An 18,089-nucleotide genomic window follows, 5' to 3' on the forward strand; every position below is an offset into this window, starting at 1 on the left:
CAGATTTAATGTTTGATTATGGTAGTTTCAAATGGTATCACTTAAAACAATAAGACATAGACAGTTATATACTTGTTGGGTACGTCTGCCTATGTCTTAAAATAAACCTCTTAGAGCCTACGCCTCCGAGGTTGAAATTCCCGTTTTTCGAAAAGGCGAGATAATCGTCGTAGCCGGGAATCTGGTACCCCGATGGAGCCATTTCGGTAGGAGGTAATGTCCCGAAGTTTTGAGCACTCGCGACAACTCCTTCGTGGTAGAATACAGTCCCGTCGTGCCGTAGGGGCAGCCCCTGTTTATTCCCGCCTTGATATTGATCGCCCAACAGCTTGAGCAGTTCATCCTCGGGGACCGAGGTCAGATAGGCGAGCAGGTCGTTGTGGGACGCCGGGTCGTTGGGTATGGTCACCTGGTCTTCAAACGATTTTACGTTTCCCCGCAGGTTATATTTGCACCACCAGGTCTCACCTATTTTCACTACGGGCAATCCCCAGTTTATCCTTCGAACGGTATAGACTTCTTTGTTCGATCCGTCTTCGTTCGAGATGACCAGCCGGCCTTCTTGAGCCCTTCCATCGGCTCGAGGGTCATTGGGTTTCCACCCTCCGACAATTCGATATTGCCTGCCCGAAGTTTCTGTCCGGGTGGTTGCCCCCGGTTCTGTTTCGGTAGCTTGCATCCATGCCGATTCGTCTGTATCGAATTCCACGTGAAGCATCTTGTTTGAAGGCAGAGTGATTATCCCCAATTCACCTTCGACGTATTCCTTGAAATCGCAGACAGCCTCTTCGTCAAAATGCATCAACCCTTCTACTCGTATGGGACTGGCCTCGACGACGAGAACGACTCGCCCCAGGTTGGTAGCTGCCTTGTTGTAAATATCCAAGTGAATCCTTTCGGCTATTCTGCCGGGCATACGCAAGCTGCTGCGAATGGAGACCTCGGCTATTTTTTCTAAAGTGGCTCTCCTTTTAGTTGAATTTCGAGCTACTTCTACGCCCGCGACAGAGCCGTCGATGGTCACCGTCGCACCAGCCTCGGCCAGCAGGGCCAGGGTGAAATCGCTCCCATGGTATGGAACAAAGACGGTATCTCTTGTCTCGTTCACTTTGACGCCCTCGGAGAATATGGAGTTTTCTACATCGACGAGTCCGCCGAGCGACGGAGTCGATTCAACCGATGCGCCCGTTCCCCAGCCTTCAGATTCTATAACGAGTTGCATTTCGGCTCCTTTCCCGTCTATTTTGAGGGTATATATTTCATTCCGCCGTATCGCCGATGGGAGTTTCGCTTTCAGCAAATGTAGCCCTCCACCGAACTGGATGGTCACCTCGACAAAAAGAGAATTGTTGCGCTGCTCTGTCAGATACAAAAGTGTTTCGCTCTTGTTCTCGAGAGGAGAGCCGGCATACTCTTTGGTAAAATCAACCCCCGAAGCCGATATGGACGTCTCGATATTCTCTCTGGGCATGGCATAGCCTTTATCGGCCAGGTTGTGGATGGTTACACGTTGGACCTGCACTCCTTTTTCAAGAGACTCGATATCGACTCTTGCCATGCTTCGTGTCATGGGGACGACGACCGAAGTCGAGCCTTCGAGTGTGGTCTTGCCGGTCATCAGTAAACCGTCGCCGGTCATCTCTTCGATACTCCCTTCGGTGGCGAGGAAGTCGTCCAGGGTCGAGCTCTTGGAAACAAGTGTTTCCACACCCTTCAAAGCACTCGAGTTGCTCAATATGTATAGCGTGCCCGAAAACGAGGAGGGGACAAAGGTATAGAGATTGGCGGTCCCGGCTTGCGAGGGTGTTATGACCTCTTCGAGTATGCCATTTACAAAACGGTATCCTGTTACATGATTGATTTTGGACTCATCGTCTGGTCCCGATGAACTTGCCGTAGCCAGCTTCACGGTTATCATTTGGGAATTTCCCGATTCCAAAGGACCGAGATTCTCGTGACATCCCGTGATGGTCAAAAGCATCGAGATGAACAGGAGTATGCAGGTAAAGATTCTTGTATTCATTTGATATCGGGTTATTAATATAGGTTCGGGTTTTTGCTGCTGTTGAGATAACTGGACGAGTCGATGGGCATGTCGGCCAGATGGTTGACATAAAAGTGGTTCATCAGCTCCTGTGCCCAGGGGCCATACGTGAAGGCGCTGCTGTGGCTGTATCCCATCACATGTCCCAGCTCGTGAAACATGATTTCGCAGGCATAGGTATTGGTGTAGTGGCTCAGCCAGCCTGTCTGCCATACGCCGTAGGAAGAACCTCCCCCCAGTCCGATAACACCGTTCCCCGGATATACCAGACCCACGTTCAGGGTGCGTTCCTGTCTCATCTGTCGCAATACGACATCGGGGCTCACCTTGTCGTTTACACCGCCGTTGCCATACAGTCGGTCTTCGTTGGCTCTCAATATCTCTTCATGCTCGGGCATATCGATCATGTAGGTAAAGTTCAGGAAGAATGCCACCGCTTCGCGACAGTGCACCGGTCTGATACCCATCCAGTTTCCTACGGGCCCTCCGTTGGGTTTCGTGGGATCTCCGTCGAACAGATGGAATCTTATATTCCAGCCGTGGATGATGCCTTGCAGTTTTTTCAGATAGGGGTCGCTGGACTCTATCTTGAATTCGATGCCTGAGAGATCATTGGCCTGCATCGCGGGGATCTTGACTATCTTTCCCGACTCGGCCCTGAAATACATCTCTTTTTCCGTCAGCGGAATATTTTCGTAGAAATCGGCAAATGCCGGTATGCTATCGAAATATGCCCAATCTACATATTCGTTCCCCGCAGCTGGGATGCGCGCTTTGACCAGCACCTGACTGAGGCTTCGCGGAGAATAGAACCGGGCATGAAACAGACCTTCATCGGTTATTGATAGCTGCAAAGGTCTGGTTGTATTGAAGTTACGCAATGATTTATCTGTATAGATAGTATGGGGCTCATCGTCTTGCAGAATGAGGCCATGTTGTCCTTCGGCATAAGCCCGGTTGGTAATGAACATGGTGCCTATTTCATCGTCGGGGTGGACCACGTCTATCTCGACTCGGCCCACGTAATTCCCCACGATAGAATCTAAATCAAAGGTATATGAGCGTTTGGTCGTGCTACCTCGATAATCTCGAGTAAGCATCGTTACATCGCCCTTGACCGAACGACCTTTGACGGTGGGCATAAATAGGTATTCGGTCTGTTCCGACATATCCAGGACCTTCATGGCTCCATTGCTTTCTCCCGACAACGTGCCCTCTCCCGACAGTTGAGTATAGAATCGGCTGCTTGAATTTAGCGTAATCGTGTTTGAGGTGACCGCTGTTCTGACGAAGGGATTGTTGTATGAAAAGACAAAATCCATTCGACCGACAATTCGGCGTTGCGTTATTCTCTCGGAAATCTCGGCTACCAGTTCGTTCCCGTATGGGGTGGATACCTTTCTTACGCTAAAAGGGGTTGCCGAATAGAAGTATTCACACGTCAAGGGTTTGGCCAGGTCTTCGGGAAACGAGAGCCACACTTCCGAGATATGGTTAATGCGGTGGATGGACGCTTGATCGGCTGTCATGTCGCCTTTCATCCCAAGAATAAGAATCCGATAAGAGCCTTCGTGCAATCCCTCTAAGCTCATGTTCGACGTGACTTTGTCGTATAACCCCTTTACGCCGTTCACCTTATTCCCGGCTTCATCGACTACCACAAACTCTACCTGGTCATAGTTCGACAAGGTCTGTCTCGTATCTTTGCTGGGGTGCGATGAACCCGATTGAGCCTGGCGATATGTCGGGGGATTATCCGCGGGTTGTTGCCCGACATACTCTTCGGGAACCAGCAGAAACGAAAAATCGCCAGATGTGTTTCCCGAAGGGATAGAATCCAGGTGATCTTCCTCTACACAGGCAGGAAGAAAAAAGATACTCATCAAAAGGATATAAATCGTAGCTCTCATGTCCACAGATGTTTTTATAAAATATATTTTGGCAAAAAAGGGGGATTAAACAGAACAAAATGGGTAAATTTGATCGTTAATAGGGCTGTGTGACTCCCTATTGGTGTGACTGTGAGGATGATTGTACCCGAAGATTGTTGAATCTCTTTTTGACCGGTGCAAAAGTATAGGATTGCATGACCATAATCGGTAACAATTGTTACGCGAGGTAAAAAATAGATGGAGTATTGAATTATATAATTGGCAGCAATGAGCGACGATATTTATGAAATGCCTTTGTTCAAAGGCGGTAACAGGGATACTATCGAAAAAATCATGCGCGATTTTCCCAGCCGGTATGTGCATTACAAAAAGGGCGATACCATTGCCATGCAGGGGAACGCGTGCCGTTCGCTATATATTTTGTGCGAGGGGAGTGTCTATGCAAAGATGATCAGTGAAGAGGGTAAAGAGCTTACATTGGATACCCTGTCGGCACCCGATGTGTTGGCCTCGGCCTTCATATTCAGTTCCGAAGGCGTATTCCCCGTTACGATATTGGCCAATAGTGATTGCAGCCTTTGGATAGTCAGCAAAGAGAGTCTCTTGAAAATCATCGAAGAAGATTCGTCGGTCTTGCGAAATTACCTGACGGTGATATCGGACCATAGCATGTTCTTGAGCAAACGGCTGAACGAGTTTGCCCTGCAAACACTCTCGTCGAGGATTATAAGCTACATCGAGAAAAACGGCTCCATACAGAATGTGCAAGAAGCTGCTTTTATTCTTGGGGTGGCCCGCCCCTCTCTTTCGAGAGTCATCTTGCAAATGCTCAATCGAGGGGTACTCAAAAGAGAAGACAAGGGCTATATCCTTTCTTGAGGGGATATCCTGTTAAAAAAAGTCCTTCTTGGTAAGGGCTCACTCTTTTATCACTCCTCCTCATAGGTGTCGGTGAGAGTGCGTATCCGTATTCGGGCGATATCGTCGGGGGTGATATGGGGACTTGTAATGGATACTACCTTGTGTTCACCCGGCAGCAGGTCGAAGAAGTTATCGGAAAAATCGGCCCCCTGGGTGGGGATTTCGATGAACACATCCTTGGCCAGACAGTCGGTCGTGAGAGTGAGGACGATGCCTTGAGGCGTCGTCTCGATGGCTTTTTTCAGATGAGGATGAGGCAGGACCAGCTCCTTGGGGACGGTCAGGAATTTGTGCCCGTCGAAGAGAGTCTTGCCGTCGTGGCATATCTGCAGGGTCATGACCACCTCACCGGCTCGATGGTTATCCAACAGATCGGCCAGGGCGAGGGTGATAAGCTTCTGGCTGGAGTTGGGTTGTATGGTGCGGATGAGGTCGATGGTCTTCAGCCGGGTGCCGTAGAAATCGTCGATGCCCACAATTATCTGTGCCTGGTCGAGTGGGTCGAGCCGGTCGGAGAGGACATAAATTGCGAGGCTGTCGCCTTGGATGCAGGGCGAGAGCATCAGGGGGGCAAAGGCGTCGCGAGCGTGGTAGTAGAGGGCCTTCTTGTTTTTGTAGTAGTCGATGGCCGACCACGAGATGGCGGGCCAACTGTCGTTGAGCTGCCAGTAGAGCGACCCCATGCACACGGGGCGTTGCCGGCGGTTGGTCTCTATGCCGTAGGCGATGCCGTGTCCCTGAAGTAGCAGTCCCAGATAGACGAAGTCGTCGAAGTTGCGGGGCATGCGGTAGTAGTTCTGCATATAGGTTTTTATCAAGTCGTTGCCGATGCTGCTCTTCTGCCGGTGGGTCATCACGTCGGAGTCGATGCTCAAGTCGGCGGGGCCGGCAAAGGTGCGCAGGGTTTTCATCTCGGGGAAAGACTCGAAGCCAAACTCGCTGACGAACCGTAGCTGGAGCGTGTCCATGGCGTCGAACATCTCCTCGCCATACCAGATGCCCCAGTAGTGTATGTCGCCCTGAGTCTGGGTAGCGGGCCGCCCCCAGTTGGCCGAGTCGGGCGAGGTGTGTATGTAGCTGCGTTGCGGGTCATACTTGCGCACACACTCGGCGAGCGTGTGGCGGAAGAGGGTGTCGTAGTCGTGTTGCATCTGCTCGAAGGTCTTGGCCGGATAGCGACGGTTCCAGCCCCAGTATTTGAATCCTTCGTGAATCTCGTTGTTGCCGCACCACAGCGCCAGCGAAGGGTGGTTGCGCAGCCGCTCGATGTTGTAGCGGGCCTCGTGGGCCACGTTGTCGAGAAAGGCCGGGTCGCCGGGATAGGCCGAGCAGGCAAACATGAAGTCCTGCCACACGAGTATGCCGTAGCGGTCGGCCAGGCGGTAGAAGAGGTCGTCTTCATACACTCCGCCGCCCCACACCCGCACCATGTTCATGTGCGACTCTTTCATGGCTCGGAACAGGCGTTCGTAGTCGTCGGGGGTGACACGGGAAAGGATGATATCCTGGGGTATGTAGTTGGTGCCCTTGGCAAACAGCGGTTGGCCGTTTACCCGGAAATAGAAGTTGCGGCCCAACTCGTCCCGCTCGTTGACAAATTCGATGGTGCGTATCCCCGTCTGGTATCGGCGCTGTGCCCAATATACTCCCTCTTTTATCAAGGAAACCTCTACGTCATACAGATGCGCTTCGCCCCAGCCGTTGGGTTGCCACAGCTTCGGGTGGCCGATTTCGGTAGGGAGGGTTACTCGGTTCTCACCCGGTTGCAGTGTGCAGGGGCGAGACGTTTGGGCGACCACCTTTTCCTCATGGGTAATAGAGATAAGCAGTTCGGTCGCGACGGGGCTGTCGGTTTCGTTGGCGACAAGCAGGTCGGTCGTGAGCGAAGCCCGGTCGTTGTCGATTCGTATCGTGCGGGTAAAGGCATCGTCGATGCGGCAACCGTTGTGGAACAACAGTTGCACGGGGCGCCAGATGCCGCAGCCTACCATGCGGATACCCCAGTCCCACCCGTAGTGATAGGGAGCCTTGCGGGCATAGGCACTCAAGTGGGGTGTGCTGCGGTCGTTGTCGGCCGGGTAGTCGATACCCGTCTGCTCATATAGAGGAACAACCGCCTTGAGGGGCGACGTAAATAGCACGGTGAGGGTATTCTCGCCCGGGACCATCAGCTCTTTTACCTCCTTCTCCCAAGCCACGAACATATTGTTGGTCTGCATCACCGGCTTGCCGTTGAGGAGTACTTGGGCAAACGTGTCGAACCCCTCGAAGATGAGGCGGGCATAGGGAAATCGGGCATACACCTCGGGCTCGATGGTAAAGGAGGTCGTGTAACACCAGTCCTTCTCTTCGACCCATTGGACCTTCTCCTCGTTCTTCCCGTAGAAGGGATCGTCGAGTAGTCCGTTGTGCAGCAGGTCGGCGTGGATGGTACCCGGTACAGTCGCCGGGTATGACCGGGTGTCTCCCGTTTGGGCGAAGCTCCAATCCCGGTCGAGCTTCATAACATACGTGTCGGTTGTATTGAACGAAAAGGTAAAAGGCATAGACAATAACAAAAACAAAAGGGATAAGACGATGCGGTTGTTCATGGTATGTTGTTCTATCTTCTACAAAGATATAAAAAAGACGAGCCCCGAAGCAAACGGGAAATGCAGTTTTCAAGTTCGATGAATAGAGATAATAAAAGTTGAAAGTAAAGAAATCAAGTCTTCTTGGATTTTTGGGGCCTTATTAAGTGGAATAAATTTCTTATTATGGAGTCAATGGATAATTGAGGAATAAACTTTAACTTTGTTGGAGACATTAACTCTTGAATGTATGACTTATTTTGAAAGGATAAAAGAATTAACATCGGGAATACCTGTTGAGCTTGTCGATTTTTCTCAAGAGAGAACACGGGCGAGTGCACCGACACAAGCATCGTCTAATTTTATTACAAATAAAGAGCAAGGCGATTGGGCAGAGAATCTTGTAATGAGAGCCATTAATAGCACATCTCAGAATTATGTGGCGGTTCATTATGGAAAGAATGATGATTTAGTCGCTGGAGATGAAGGATTTGATGCATTTTATGAGGAATTTCAAAATGAGTTGGATACTATAGGCAAACGTCCTGATTTGTTAATTTTTAGGAAGTCTGATTTTAGAACCGATTTGGGATTTGATATTAGTAGAATACCTCATGAAGAGATTGATGAGTATGTTAGAATGGCTGTAGCTGGGATAGAAGTGAGGTCGAGTGCATTTCTCATTGATAAGTATGAAGAGGCAATGACAAGAAAAACGGAGCAAAATATATCTCGAGCTATAGAGTTGAAGGAAGAGATATTGAATTCCTATTCAGGGTTATTAAATCATCCGTTGAGAGAGAAATATCGGGTAATCCTCAATTCAATAAATCGAGATACGATTCATGCTTGTGATTTTAAAGTCCCAGGATGGCGTTCATCGGCAGCATTAATTGAATTGAATGAGCGATTTAAAGAGTTAAAGTCTTGTATTAAAGAAATCCAAAAGAGAGATTATTTATCGATAACACCTAAGGTTGAGGATATTAAGGTCGTATATAAATGGATTGAAACGTTTAATGTACCTCACTATTATTTCCAGGTATTCTTTGATAAGGTATATGGAATCTCTTTCGAACAAATACTTCATATAATTTCTGATAGTGACAATGAAGGTGATATCTTTTCTATTGAACAAGACACGAAGAATCAAAATAAGACGACTATAAAAATTAAGTCGAAGGTTGGATATGAGATTGCTTATAAGGTAGATGAACCGAGTCATAATAGCGTTCGAAAGGAGATGAATCGAGGACGACTATTGTTTTATGTTTCTTTTCAAGGAGGAACGGCCTATCTAGATCTTGAGAATCTTAAAGCAATATTACATATCGAAAGCGAAGAATTTTAATGGATTTGACCAACCACATAGAATATAGTTATTCGACAAGTGTTAATCTTGAGCATAGGAAGCGATATGCTCAGTTTTTTACACCTGCAGAAGTGGCAGATGTCATGACTAATTGGTTGTTGGGAAATAAGAATCTAACAACTGTTTTGGAACCGGCATTTGGACTGGGTATATTTTCAAGGATCTTGCTTTCTAAAAAATCTGATTTGCAGATAACAGGTTGTGATGTCGATTGTATAATATATAAATGGGCCTCAGAACTGTTTAGACATAATTGCTCGGTTGATCTTGCTCTTCAAGATTATATTAATGAAGATTGGAATAAACAATATGATGGCATCATCTGTAATCCACCTTATCTGAAATTTCACGATTATGAAAATAAGAAAGTTATTCCTGTAATAAAGGATCGATTGGGTATCAATTTGAGAGGACAAACAAATTTATATGCGTTATTCTTGTTAAAATCGCTTAATCAGTTAAATTATAATGGGAGGTGTGCATATCTTGTTCCATCGGAATTCCTAAACTCTGATTATGGTGTTTTGGTGAAAGAACATTTGATTCAATCGGGGAAAATCAGACATATCATTATCTTTAATTTTAAGGAAAATGTTTTTGATGATGCATTGACAACATCGGCTATCTTATTATGTGCAAATGATGATAATTCTACTCAAATATCATTTTCTAATTTAAATGATATAATAGAGTTAGATAGAGTTAATCAAATTATTTTGTCTTATCCGTTAACTCAATATGCCGATTATACGTATAACATTAGTGATCTAAAGGCCGATGTTAAGTGGCGAAACTATTACCAACCACAATCGTTGCCTAAGTTTAAAAATTTAGTCTCTTTTGCTACTTATGGCAAAGTGATGAGGGGTATTGCAACAGGAGCCAATAGTTTTTTTTCATTCAATAAAACTAAGGCTCAATATTTCCAGATAGGACTTGATAATTTGCAGCCATGTATTTGTCATTCGACAGATATTTTAGGTTTATGCTTTACTCCCGAAGATTTTAGAAAACTTTTGGAGAATGATAAGAATGTGTATATTCTTAATCCAAATAATCAGACCAGAGGGCTTAAAACTTATATTGAATTGGGAGAAAGAGAGAAAGTTCATAAAGGATATTTGGTGTCGAAAAGGAATCCTTGGTATTCAATGGAAAAGAGGCTTCCATCTCCTATTTGGGTAAGTGTCTTTAATAGGACAGGATTAAGATTTGTGCGAAACGAAACTTCTACGCTTAATTTGACAACATTCCATTGTGTATATGTGAATAATAACCTTTTTGATGTTGATCCTGATTTATTGTTCGCATATTTAATCTCCGATACAGCAAAACAGTTGTTCTCTGTATCAAGACGTGAGTATGGTAATGGATTGAGTAAATTTGAACCTAATGATTTAAATAAATCTTATATGCTCGATATAGGCTCTTTGAATCAATATGATAAGAATAGATTGAGGGAAATATATCGTGAAAATAAGAAGAGTGACAATAGAACTTTTATTGAAGATATCGATACTATTTTGAATGATCACTTTTTGATTGGATAGATATTGGCAAGTTTATTTATTCCTTTTGGCGGATAGCCGAATACTGATATATAATTTTTTGAATAGAAGTTTGTAAAAAGGTTGCTTGGGAGTATTGAATTCCCTTGATTTTATGGATTTTCCGAAATAAGCCAGTATCTTTGATTTATTAAAGTATAAGGGAATGAAGACCAATAGAGAAGAGATTTTGCAGAGCGCATTGCAGTTGTTTATGTCGATGAACTACGAGCGGGTGAGCCTGCAAATGGTTACCCGTATGGTGGGACTGACCAAGACGGGTATTTTTAATTACTATCCTACCAAACTCGATTTGTTTGTAGCAGTGGCCGATAAATATCTGTTCAACGCACAAGACCCGAAACGTAAATATGAGGAGTCGGATGGTACGTTGTCCGATTTCATCGACAAATATGTGACCGGAGTAGAGCGTACGATGGCCGAGATTGTGCGGTTGGGTAATGTGCGTCAAGAGGCCATGCCCGGTCAGTCGGCCAATGCGGGATATTTCCACCTCTTCCAACAAGTGTTGTTCTACTATCCTGGAGGTAAGGCAAAACTGCATGCTTGGATCGAATCGGAGTATGACCATTGGCGGAGTGTTATTCGTCGGGCGATCGAGAGCGGAGAAATCAATCGGGAGACCGATGTTGAGGAGGCAGTGGCTCAGTTTCGCCTCACATTTGTGGGCATGTCGTTTGAAATGTCGTTTTATGAGGGCCTTGATATAAATCGCTTGTCTGCACATTTTCGGTATATTTACAATCAGTTGAAGCGTTAATAAAAAAAGAGTAGGGTAAAAAATAAAATATGACCAACCGGTCATATTTTATTTTTTTATGCTATATTTGCCCCTGTAAAAAATGACCAACCGGTAATATTTATGGAGCAGGAGCGATTTACAAGTATTCACAAGACTTTTAATTATACCCCCGGTAGCATCTTTACCAACCAGTGGTCCAATCTGGCATTCGGTATCGGCATGATTGTCGTGCCGGCCATCTGTCCTTTTGGACTTCGTATCCGTCGGTTGCATATTTTGTCACCGGCCGTACTTTCGACCATTCTCATTGTTGGGGGCATCGTGTTATTGGTATTTACCTGGTTGGCCATGCGCAAGGCCCGTGCTTTTATTCGCGAGGGGGCTACGATTAAGGTCGATGGTAATAGGGTTACCTACCCGACGGTAAAGTCGGGTAGGGTCGAGTATGATACCTTTTCCATCAGCGACATCGAGTATATCAAGTACGATGAGAAGGAGAACCAGTGCAAGGTGAGTTTGCCCGATCGATACCTGGTTTTCGAAATTCCCTATTTCGATTCGTGGGAGCAGTACGAAGAGTTTCGTGCTCTGCTCGGTTAGTATGACAACCAACTAAAACATCTATATCATGATTACAAAAGTTATGAGAATCGTAACAGCCGTGGCTATTGCCGTGGCCATGTTGTCGTCCTGCTCGTCGGGCAATGATTTGGGAATGGCTTCGGAAGAGGCTGTGGCCAAAGTGAAAGAACTCGTGAAAACTCATGTACCCGCCGATGCAAAAGTCTATCGGGTCGAGATGAACGAAGATCGTGGTGACCGCAAGCTCGAGAATGTGTTGAGCCAGGTAATCGTGTTTTATATTACTCCCGATAATAGCGATTATGTCTTGACTATTAACAAAGACGGTGGCGACTTCAAAGCCGATGAACCCTCGAAAAGTAATCGCCAGACATACGCTTATGAGCAGTCTGCCACGCTCGACCTGAATGTTATTGATGCCGCGAAATTGCAAAAGTGGGGCGAGGAGGGGAATAACCTGCTGCAGGCCGAGGAAGATGGCGACCAATATGAACTGAAATCGGTCGAAAACTACACCTTCTATACCTTACCCGTCGGGTTGAATAATGTGGAGCGTTGGAACAGAGACGAATCCTACAAGGCCGACAGCCAGAAGCAATATGCCTATTTCTCGCTGAACTACACGAAGAAAGGCGAGAAGACAGAGATGAATGGCCGATTACTCACAACCAACTACTACACCGTGCCATTCCAGGTGAACGAGGCCGGGCAGGTAGAGTTTGAGTAAAACGGATGTTGGGTGAAATTGCTCGGAGATAAAGCAGCAGTTACACCTTCGGTTTTGCCCAAACCCTTGCTCGACTGGGAGCATGAGAGCGCTTTGCCCTTGTGCCCCATGTTTGTTGCACCCTTTTCTTCCGAGACCAAGTCTCTTTTCCTTCGCCTCAAGGCTGAGGCGGCTTTCCGGCTGAGACGATATGACGAAGTCCGGGCCATTGCCGCCCGACTGGTTAGTAGATACCGGCACATCTGTGACCTCATTGAACAAATCGGCCATGACTGTCAAAGCCATTTATAAACTGTATGATTACAAGGCCTCCAGGAGGGAATTGCTGGAGGCTTTTGCCGAGTTCCCACTCGACAATCGGGACGACAATTGTTACAATCGCACGGCTTTGCATCTGGCTGCCGAGCAGGTCGATGTGAATCAATCCTGACGCCTGTAGATAAATAGCTACAACCGGTTGGGGGGACGTTTCCCCGGGGAGTGTCAATACTTAATCATAATCTTTTGAATCGACTCGCGATACTCCGATGGCGTTTTCCCTCGGTTCTTTTTGAAAATGCGGTTAAAGTTCGAGATGTTGTTGAAGCCACACAAGAAGGCGATTTCGCTAATCGAGTTCGTGGTTTCGAAAAGCATCTTGGTGGCATTGCTTATGCGTATGTCGTTGATGTAATCGACAATATTTCGGTTGGTACGTTTCTTGAAAAAGTGGCTGAGGGCCGAGTCGCTCATCGATACCAGTTCGGCAATATCGCATAGCTTGATGGGGTTCATGTAGTTGGCGTTGATATACTCGTTGATTTTGGCAATGCGGCGGCTTTTCGAGTCGCGCAGAATACTGTCGTTGTCGAATGTTCCGCTGGCCAGTATGCGCTGGCGGGGATTGGTCGATAGGTCGTAGAGCAAGGCAAAGAATTCGAGACATACGTTAAACCCCGTCATTTGAGTCATGGCGATAATTCTTTTGATGATATCGGAGTTGGGACTTTCGGTAAATTGAATACCTCGTCGCGACTTCTCGAGCATCTCTTTAATCGAGGCGAACATGCGTTTCTGGAGAATGGGGAAGGAGAGTAACTGCTCGTGAAACTGGATGGTGATGACGTGGTTGCTGTCTATGTTGTTCCCCTCCCATTTGTGGGGTACATTGGGGCCGGTGAGAACCAGATCTACTTCTTCGAAAGGTTCGATTGAGTCGCCTACAATGCGTCGCCCGAAATCCCACAGAACCAGGTTCAGCTCAAAATCGGAATGAAAGTGAATGGGATAGTTGAAATCGGCCTTCGGATGGTTGAGAATAATGAACAGGTCGTCTTCGTTAAGCGGTGTGATTTCGTGCTGTATATTTTTCATAATAGGAGCAGTTTGATGAGTAGGACAAATATATAAAATAATTTAGGTAATATCAATAATATATATGATGGATATTTAAAATTTTATATTGTAAATATCTGATATAATGATTTATAGAATGTATTATTGATACTATTTTGAAAAAATATGATAAAAAATTGCATTATGCGGTTCAATATAGTATATGTGTTTGACTAAAATGTATTAAGTATGGCGGGTTATTTGGCTTAAATTTGTCATAAAAAATAAATATCAAATAATTATGAAGTTGAAGAAGTACGAAGGCAATCCGATATTGTCGCCCAATCCTGAGAATTACTGGGAAAATTTGGTAGTATGTAACCCGGGTGTAATTTATGACCAAGGAGTTTTCCATATGCTATATAGAGCCGCCGGTGACGATATGGAGCACTTGGTGTATTTGGGGAAAGCCGAGAGTACCGATGGTATCCATTTCAAGAGAATTTCGAATGAGCCGGCCTTTGCTCCGGGGAAGAATTCGTTTGATGCCGGTTCGAACGAAGATCCTCGCATTGTCAAGATGGGAACCGAGTTTTTCATTACTTATGCTTTTCGTCCCTATTTTGCCGGGCAGTATTGGAAAAACGAATATGATAAGGTTGATGCCCCCGATCATGACCCCAACGTCCCGAAGTGTTTGCGTGAGAATATAAGCAATACGGCTCTGGCCGTTTCGAAAGATATGCGACATTTTAAAAAAGTTGGGCGCCTTACCGAGCCTTCGTTAGACGATAGAGATGTAATTTTGTTTCCTGAAAAGATAAATGGCAAATACTGGATGCTGCATCGTCCCAAGGATTATGTCAATGCCAATGGCGACTATGGTACCGACAATCCGTCGATCTGGATCAAAAGCTCCGACGATTTGATGATGTGGCACACCGAGAGTAAATTGTTGATGAAAGGAAAAGAAGATTGGGAAGTCAAGATTGGAGGTAATACTCCGCCAATCAAGACCGACGAGGGTTGGTTCCTTCTCTATCACGGAGTAGATAAGAATTTTACCTACCGGATAGGGGCGGCTATTCTCGATTTGAATGATCCCACGAAAGTGCTTTACAGAACCAAAGACTTTATACTCGAGCCCGAGACTTATGAAGAGACACAAGGTCTGTATCGCTGGGGTGTCGTATTCCCCACCGGAGCCGTGGTCAAGGATGGTATTCTTTATGTCTATTATGGAGCCTCCGATCAGTGGATCAATCTGGCCACCTGCAATTTTAAAGAGTTGATAGACTTTGTAAAATCAAATACCCGAAAGGAATAAATGAATTAATAAATTAATCCATGGAAGTGAATATATCCTATATCGATATAGCAGTCATTCTTCTTTTTGTCGTAGGCATCATCTGGTGGGCACTTAAAAACAGAAAGAACGGGAATGCCAGCGAGTATTTTCTGGCCGGGAAATCTCAAACCTGGTTTGTGGTAGGTTCTTCGTTGTTTGCTGCCAGTGTGAGCAGTTCGACCTTGATGGGCCATTCGGGCGAAGGATTTATCAGTGGGGTGGCGGTCTTTAACTACAATGTAGGCGCTATTTTCGTCATCATCTTTGTGTCGCTGTTTTTCCTGCCGTTCTATATCAAGTCGGGCATATACACGATACCCGAGTATTTGGGACGACGCTTCGACAACCGATCGCGCAAATATTTCTCGTTCATCACCATTATAGGCAATGTATTCCTGGATGCCGGCGCAGCCCTATATACGGGAGCCTTAATCTTGAAAATCATCTTCCCCGAGGTAGATATGATGTGGATTATCATAGGTATGGCCTTGATGGCCGGTACCTATACGATTATCGGTGGATTGTCGTCGGCGATTAATGCCGATATGATTCAGTCGGTTATTCTGATAGCCGGTTCGGTGTTGCTGTCGATTTTCTGCTTCAATTCGGTAGGCGGGTGGGACAACTTCGTGAACCATTTCCACGATGGTGTGTGGCTCAATTTGATACGCTCCAATACCGATACTACGGTACCCTGGTTCTCCATATTCCTGTCTATCCCCATTCTGGGATTCTACTTTTGGGGCAACAATCAGGTGATGGTGCAGCGGGTCATGTCGGCCAAGACGGTAAATGAGGGGCGGTTGGGGTTTCTGTTCGTCGCTTTCCTGTATGTATTCACCTTGTTTATCTTCATCACGCCGGGTATGGTGGGGCGCATGATCGACCTCTTTGGCGTGGGAGACGCCCTGCCCAACGAAATTATTGACGGCAATACGCTGCGCACGCAGTATGGAATCGATACCAACGAGGTGTATCCCCGTCTCATTCTGAGGTTGTTGCCTGTCGGTTTGATAGGAGTGATGATTGCTTGTATGGTGTCGGCGCTGACCTCGACCCTGAGCGCTACGTTGAGTTCGGTATCGACCCTGTTTACGATGGACTTCTATAAGTCGTGGCGACCCAATTCGTCGCCCAAGCATTTGGTGCGTGTGGGGCAGTGGACTTCGTTCATCGCTTTGGCCATTGCGGTAGCATGGGCTCCGCTCATTGGCAAGTTTGCTTCGCTGGTTGCCTATTATCAAGAGTTCTCGTCCTATCTGGCACCTCCCATTGTGGGTACTTTCCTGGTGGGGCTCTTCTGGAAAGGCTCTACCCGAAACGGTGCTTTTGCCGGTTTGATGTCGGGGTTGGCCATGTCGGCATTGATCATGATTTACAAATTCGGATTCGGTGGTGAGATTCCCTTCCATTTCCTGTTGTGGGTTCCTATTCTGTTGGTATTGAGTGTGCTCGTGAATGTGATTGTGAGCAAATGCGACAAGACCGAGCAGCGCGATATCGAAGCCTATACTTGGGATAAGACCGTTTGGCAAACCGATACCCAAGAACTCAAGACTGTGCCTTGGTATAAAAATTTCCGATACATCAGTATCGCTTTGATTATTATTGCATTGCTCGAATACTGGTGGTTCTTCTAATCGATTATTAACCCGTAAAATAAATCATTATGAAAAAAATCTTCAACTTATTGACGACTGCTTTGGTACTGACCTCATTTAGTGTCGGTGCGCAAACCTATGTGAATGAAATGACACAAGCCGAGGTAGAGCGTGATTGCTATATCGAAGGAGGTAGTGCCTTGTTCAACGACGAATCGGCAGTATATTACGACGACGGGAGTTATGTGCAGAAATCCTCTGCTTCGACTCCTACCTCTTTGATTTTTAACCGGGATATTTGGGGTAATAAGAACTTGACAGGCTTTATTGTCAATGCTTTGGTGCCTAACGACCGTATGGATTTCGATAAGTTCATAACCATCGAATACTCGACCGACGAGTTGAATTATCACGAGATTCCCGATATGAAGATTGAAAAATCGTATGACGCCGTGCAAGGCAGCAACTATTGGATCGATGTGTGGTATCAAGCTGCCCTGCCCGAGGGTGTGAAAGAGATTAAAGTGACGATGGTGGCTAATGAAGAGGTGGCCAACTGGATTCCCTGCTACCGTCGTACCGAGATTTTCTATGAAGGGGGTACTCCTTATGAGTATCAGAAACCTCCTTATCTGATGGTTGTTCCTACCGAATTTTCGGTCGATTTCGAAACTGAAAATTACAGTATCGACATGGCCGGTTCGCAAAATGCTACCTCGACCATCGAGGTAGTTGACAACCCTGTAAAAGACGCTGTTAACGGTAGTAACAAAGTGCTGAAGATTGTACAAGACCCCTCCGATTCGAACTGGGGATGGGAGAATGCCGACTGGTTTGGTGTAGCTGTCGGTTTACTCGATGGTGAAGACAATCAGTTGGTTGAGATTACCGAGGCCGATGGTCGTTACCTGCACTTCCAGATCTTGAGAGCCGAGAATTCCATTTTCGGTATGGAGACTTGGGGTGGCACCTGCACCTATAAGGACCAGGAGATTCACTTTACCGGTTCTGAAGGATGGCAAGAGATTGTAGTCGATTTGCAGGAGTTCATCGGAGCCTCCTTCAAGCAGTTCTATTTCTCGCCCAACGAGCGGTATGGAACCGACAATGTATCGGTGGCCGAGACGACCTACCTCGATAATATCTATATCTCGCCAGAGGCTGCCTCCTCGGCCATAGACGAGACGGTAGTTGCAACGGCAAAGGCCTGGGGTGGTAAAGGTATGCTCTATGTTGAGGGCGAAGCCGGCCATGTGACCATCTACTCGGTTGCAGGTGTAGAGATTGGAGCCTATGCCATGGACGGTTTCTTGCAAGTAGAACTCACTCCGGGTATCTATTTGGTAAAGAGTGGTAACACGGTTTCCAAAGTGATAGTATATTAAAAACAAGCAGTAGGCCATACGGT

General features: G+C 46.3%; 14 protein-coding genes. 10 read left to right on the plus strand and 4 right to left on the minus strand.

What is annotated here, in order from left to right; all coding sequences use genetic code 11:
• Nucleotides 1-64: 64 nt before the first annotated feature.
• Both B5G10_RS07830 and B5G10_RS07835 read right to left on the minus strand, forming a co-directional pair.
• Entirely contained in the window at nt 65-2,023 is a 1,959-nt protein-coding gene (locus B5G10_RS07830; RefSeq protein ID WP_087424182.1) for a hypothetical protein, read from the minus strand.
• Nucleotides 2,024-2,037: 14 nt separating this feature from the next.
• A complete protein-coding gene (locus tag B5G10_RS07835; RefSeq protein WP_143241093.1) occupies nt 2,038-3,954 on the minus strand; it encodes a hypothetical protein in 1,917 nt (638 codons plus the stop codon).
• A 249-nt stretch (nt 3,955-4,203) separates the two neighbouring features.
• Between B5G10_RS07835 and B5G10_RS07840 the strand changes: the two genes are divergently transcribed.
• Nucleotides 4,204-4,815 (plus strand): Crp/Fnr family transcriptional regulator, encoded by a 612-nt coding sequence (locus B5G10_RS07840; RefSeq protein WP_087424184.1) that lies wholly within the window; start codon nt 4,204-4,206, stop codon nt 4,813-4,815.
• Between the two features lie 50 nt (nt 4,816-4,865).
• On the opposite strand, the gene B5G10_RS07845 is transcribed toward B5G10_RS07840, so the two are convergent.
• The gene (locus B5G10_RS07845) at nt 4,866-7,361 is read right to left on the minus strand and encodes a glycoside hydrolase family 2 protein (RefSeq protein WP_158098798.1); all 2,496 of its coding nucleotides are present in this window, start codon (nt 7,359-7,361) and stop codon (nt 4,866-4,868) included.
• A gap of 316 nt (nt 7,362-7,677) precedes the next feature.
• On the opposite strand from B5G10_RS07845, the gene B5G10_RS07850 reads away from it, so the two are divergent.
• The 6 genes from B5G10_RS07850 to B5G10_RS12575 all read left to right on the plus strand — a co-directional run bounded on the left by B5G10_RS07850 (nt 7,678) and on the right by B5G10_RS12575 (nt 12,848).
• Complete coding sequence (locus tag B5G10_RS07850; protein ID WP_087424258.1) at nt 7,678-8,778, plus strand: AccI family restriction endonuclease; 1,101 nt, start codon at nt 7,678-7,680, stop codon at nt 8,776-8,778.
• Nucleotides 8,778-10,349, plus strand: a complete 1,572-nt coding sequence (locus tag B5G10_RS07855; RefSeq protein WP_087424186.1) for an N-6 DNA methylase — start codon at nt 8,778-8,780, stop codon at nt 10,347-10,349. The genes B5G10_RS07850 and B5G10_RS07855 overlap by 1 nt, the downstream gene beginning before the upstream one ends.
• Nucleotides 10,350-10,512: 163 nt before the next feature.
• Nucleotides 10,513-11,127: a TetR/AcrR family transcriptional regulator gene (locus B5G10_RS07860; protein WP_087424187.1), complete on the plus strand. Its 615-nt coding sequence runs from the start codon at nt 10,513-10,515 to the stop codon at nt 11,125-11,127.
• Between the two features lie 102 nt (nt 11,128-11,229).
• Nucleotides 11,230-11,709, plus strand: coding sequence for a hypothetical protein (locus B5G10_RS07865; RefSeq protein WP_087424188.1), 480 nt, complete (start codon nt 11,230-11,232; stop codon nt 11,707-11,709).
• A gap of 28 nt (nt 11,710-11,737) precedes the next feature.
• Nucleotides 11,738-12,418 (plus strand): hypothetical protein, encoded by a 681-nt coding sequence (locus B5G10_RS07870; protein ID WP_143241094.1) that lies wholly within the window; start codon nt 11,738-11,740, stop codon nt 12,416-12,418.
• 190 nt (nt 12,419-12,608) lie between these two features.
• A complete protein-coding gene (locus B5G10_RS12575; RefSeq protein WP_143241095.1) occupies nt 12,609-12,848 on the plus strand; it encodes a hypothetical protein in 240 nt (79 codons plus the stop codon).
• A 53-nt stretch (nt 12,849-12,901) separates the two neighbouring features.
• On the opposite strand, the gene B5G10_RS07875 is transcribed toward B5G10_RS12575, so the two are convergent.
• Entirely contained in the window at nt 12,902-13,771 is an 870-nt protein-coding gene (locus B5G10_RS07875; protein ID WP_087424190.1) for an AraC family transcriptional regulator, read from the minus strand.
• A gap of 262 nt (nt 13,772-14,033) precedes the next feature.
• Between B5G10_RS07875 and B5G10_RS07880 the strand changes: the two genes are divergently transcribed.
• Genes B5G10_RS07880 through B5G10_RS07890 form a run of 3 tightly spaced genes read left to right on the plus strand, consistent with a single transcriptional unit; the run spans nt 14,034 to nt 18,066 of the window.
• Nucleotides 14,034-15,059, plus strand: coding sequence for a glycosidase (locus B5G10_RS07880; protein WP_087424191.1), 1,026 nt, complete (start codon nt 14,034-14,036; stop codon nt 15,057-15,059).
• Between the two features lie 20 nt (nt 15,060-15,079).
• Entirely contained in the window at nt 15,080-16,720 is a 1,641-nt protein-coding gene (locus tag B5G10_RS07885) for a sodium/solute symporter (RefSeq protein WP_087424192.1), read from the plus strand.
• 29 nt (nt 16,721-16,749) lie between these two features.
• Nucleotides 16,750-18,066 carry a hypothetical protein gene (locus B5G10_RS07890; RefSeq protein ID WP_143241096.1) on the plus strand — a complete coding sequence of 439 codons (1,317 nt, stop codon included), beginning with the start codon at nt 16,750-16,752 and terminating at the stop codon, nt 18,064-18,066.
• The last annotated feature ends 23 nt before the right edge of the window (nt 18,067-18,089 follow it).

This window comes from Barnesiella sp. An55, assembly GCF_002161555.1.
GTDB lineage: Bacteria > Bacteroidota > Bacteroidia > Bacteroidales > Barnesiellaceae > Barnesiella > Barnesiella merdipullorum.

Coding starts and splice junctions, on each gene's coding strand:
- B5G10_RS12575 (WP_143241095.1), top strand. CDS start 12,609: ATGACGAAGTCCGGGCCATTGCCGCCCGACTGGTTAGTAGATACCGGC.
- B5G10_RS07845 (WP_158098798.1), bottom strand. CDS start 7,361: ATGAAGCTCGACCGGGATTGGAGCTTCGCCCAAACGGGAGACACCCGG.
- B5G10_RS07880 (WP_087424191.1), top strand. CDS start 14,034: ATGAAGTTGAAGAAGTACGAAGGCAATCCGATATTGTCGCCCAATCCT.
- B5G10_RS07835 (WP_143241093.1), bottom strand. CDS start 3,954: ATGAGAGCTACGATTTATATCCTTTTGATGAGTATCTTTTTTCTTCCT.
- B5G10_RS07885 (WP_087424192.1), top strand. CDS start 15,080: ATGGAAGTGAATATATCCTATATCGATATAGCAGTCATTCTTCTTTTT.
- B5G10_RS07875 (WP_087424190.1), bottom strand. CDS start 13,771: ATGAAAAATATACAGCACGAAATCACACCGCTTAACGAAGACGACCTG.
- B5G10_RS07860 (WP_087424187.1), top strand. CDS start 10,513: ATGAAGACCAATAGAGAAGAGATTTTGCAGAGCGCATTGCAGTTGTTT.
- B5G10_RS07890 (WP_143241096.1), top strand. CDS start 16,750: ATGAAAAAAATCTTCAACTTATTGACGACTGCTTTGGTACTGACCTCA.
- B5G10_RS07865 (WP_087424188.1), top strand. CDS start 11,230: ATGGAGCAGGAGCGATTTACAAGTATTCACAAGACTTTTAATTATACC.
- B5G10_RS07840 (WP_087424184.1), top strand. CDS start 4,204: ATGAGCGACGATATTTATGAAATGCCTTTGTTCAAAGGCGGTAACAGG.
- B5G10_RS07850 (WP_087424258.1), top strand. CDS start 7,678: ATGACTTATTTTGAAAGGATAAAAGAATTAACATCGGGAATACCTGTT.
- B5G10_RS07870 (WP_143241094.1), top strand. CDS start 11,738: ATGATTACAAAAGTTATGAGAATCGTAACAGCCGTGGCTATTGCCGTG.
- B5G10_RS07830 (WP_087424182.1), bottom strand. CDS start 2,023: ATGAATACAAGAATCTTTACCTGCATACTCCTGTTCATCTCGATGCTT.
- B5G10_RS07855 (WP_087424186.1), top strand. CDS start 8,778: ATGGATTTGACCAACCACATAGAATATAGTTATTCGACAAGTGTTAAT.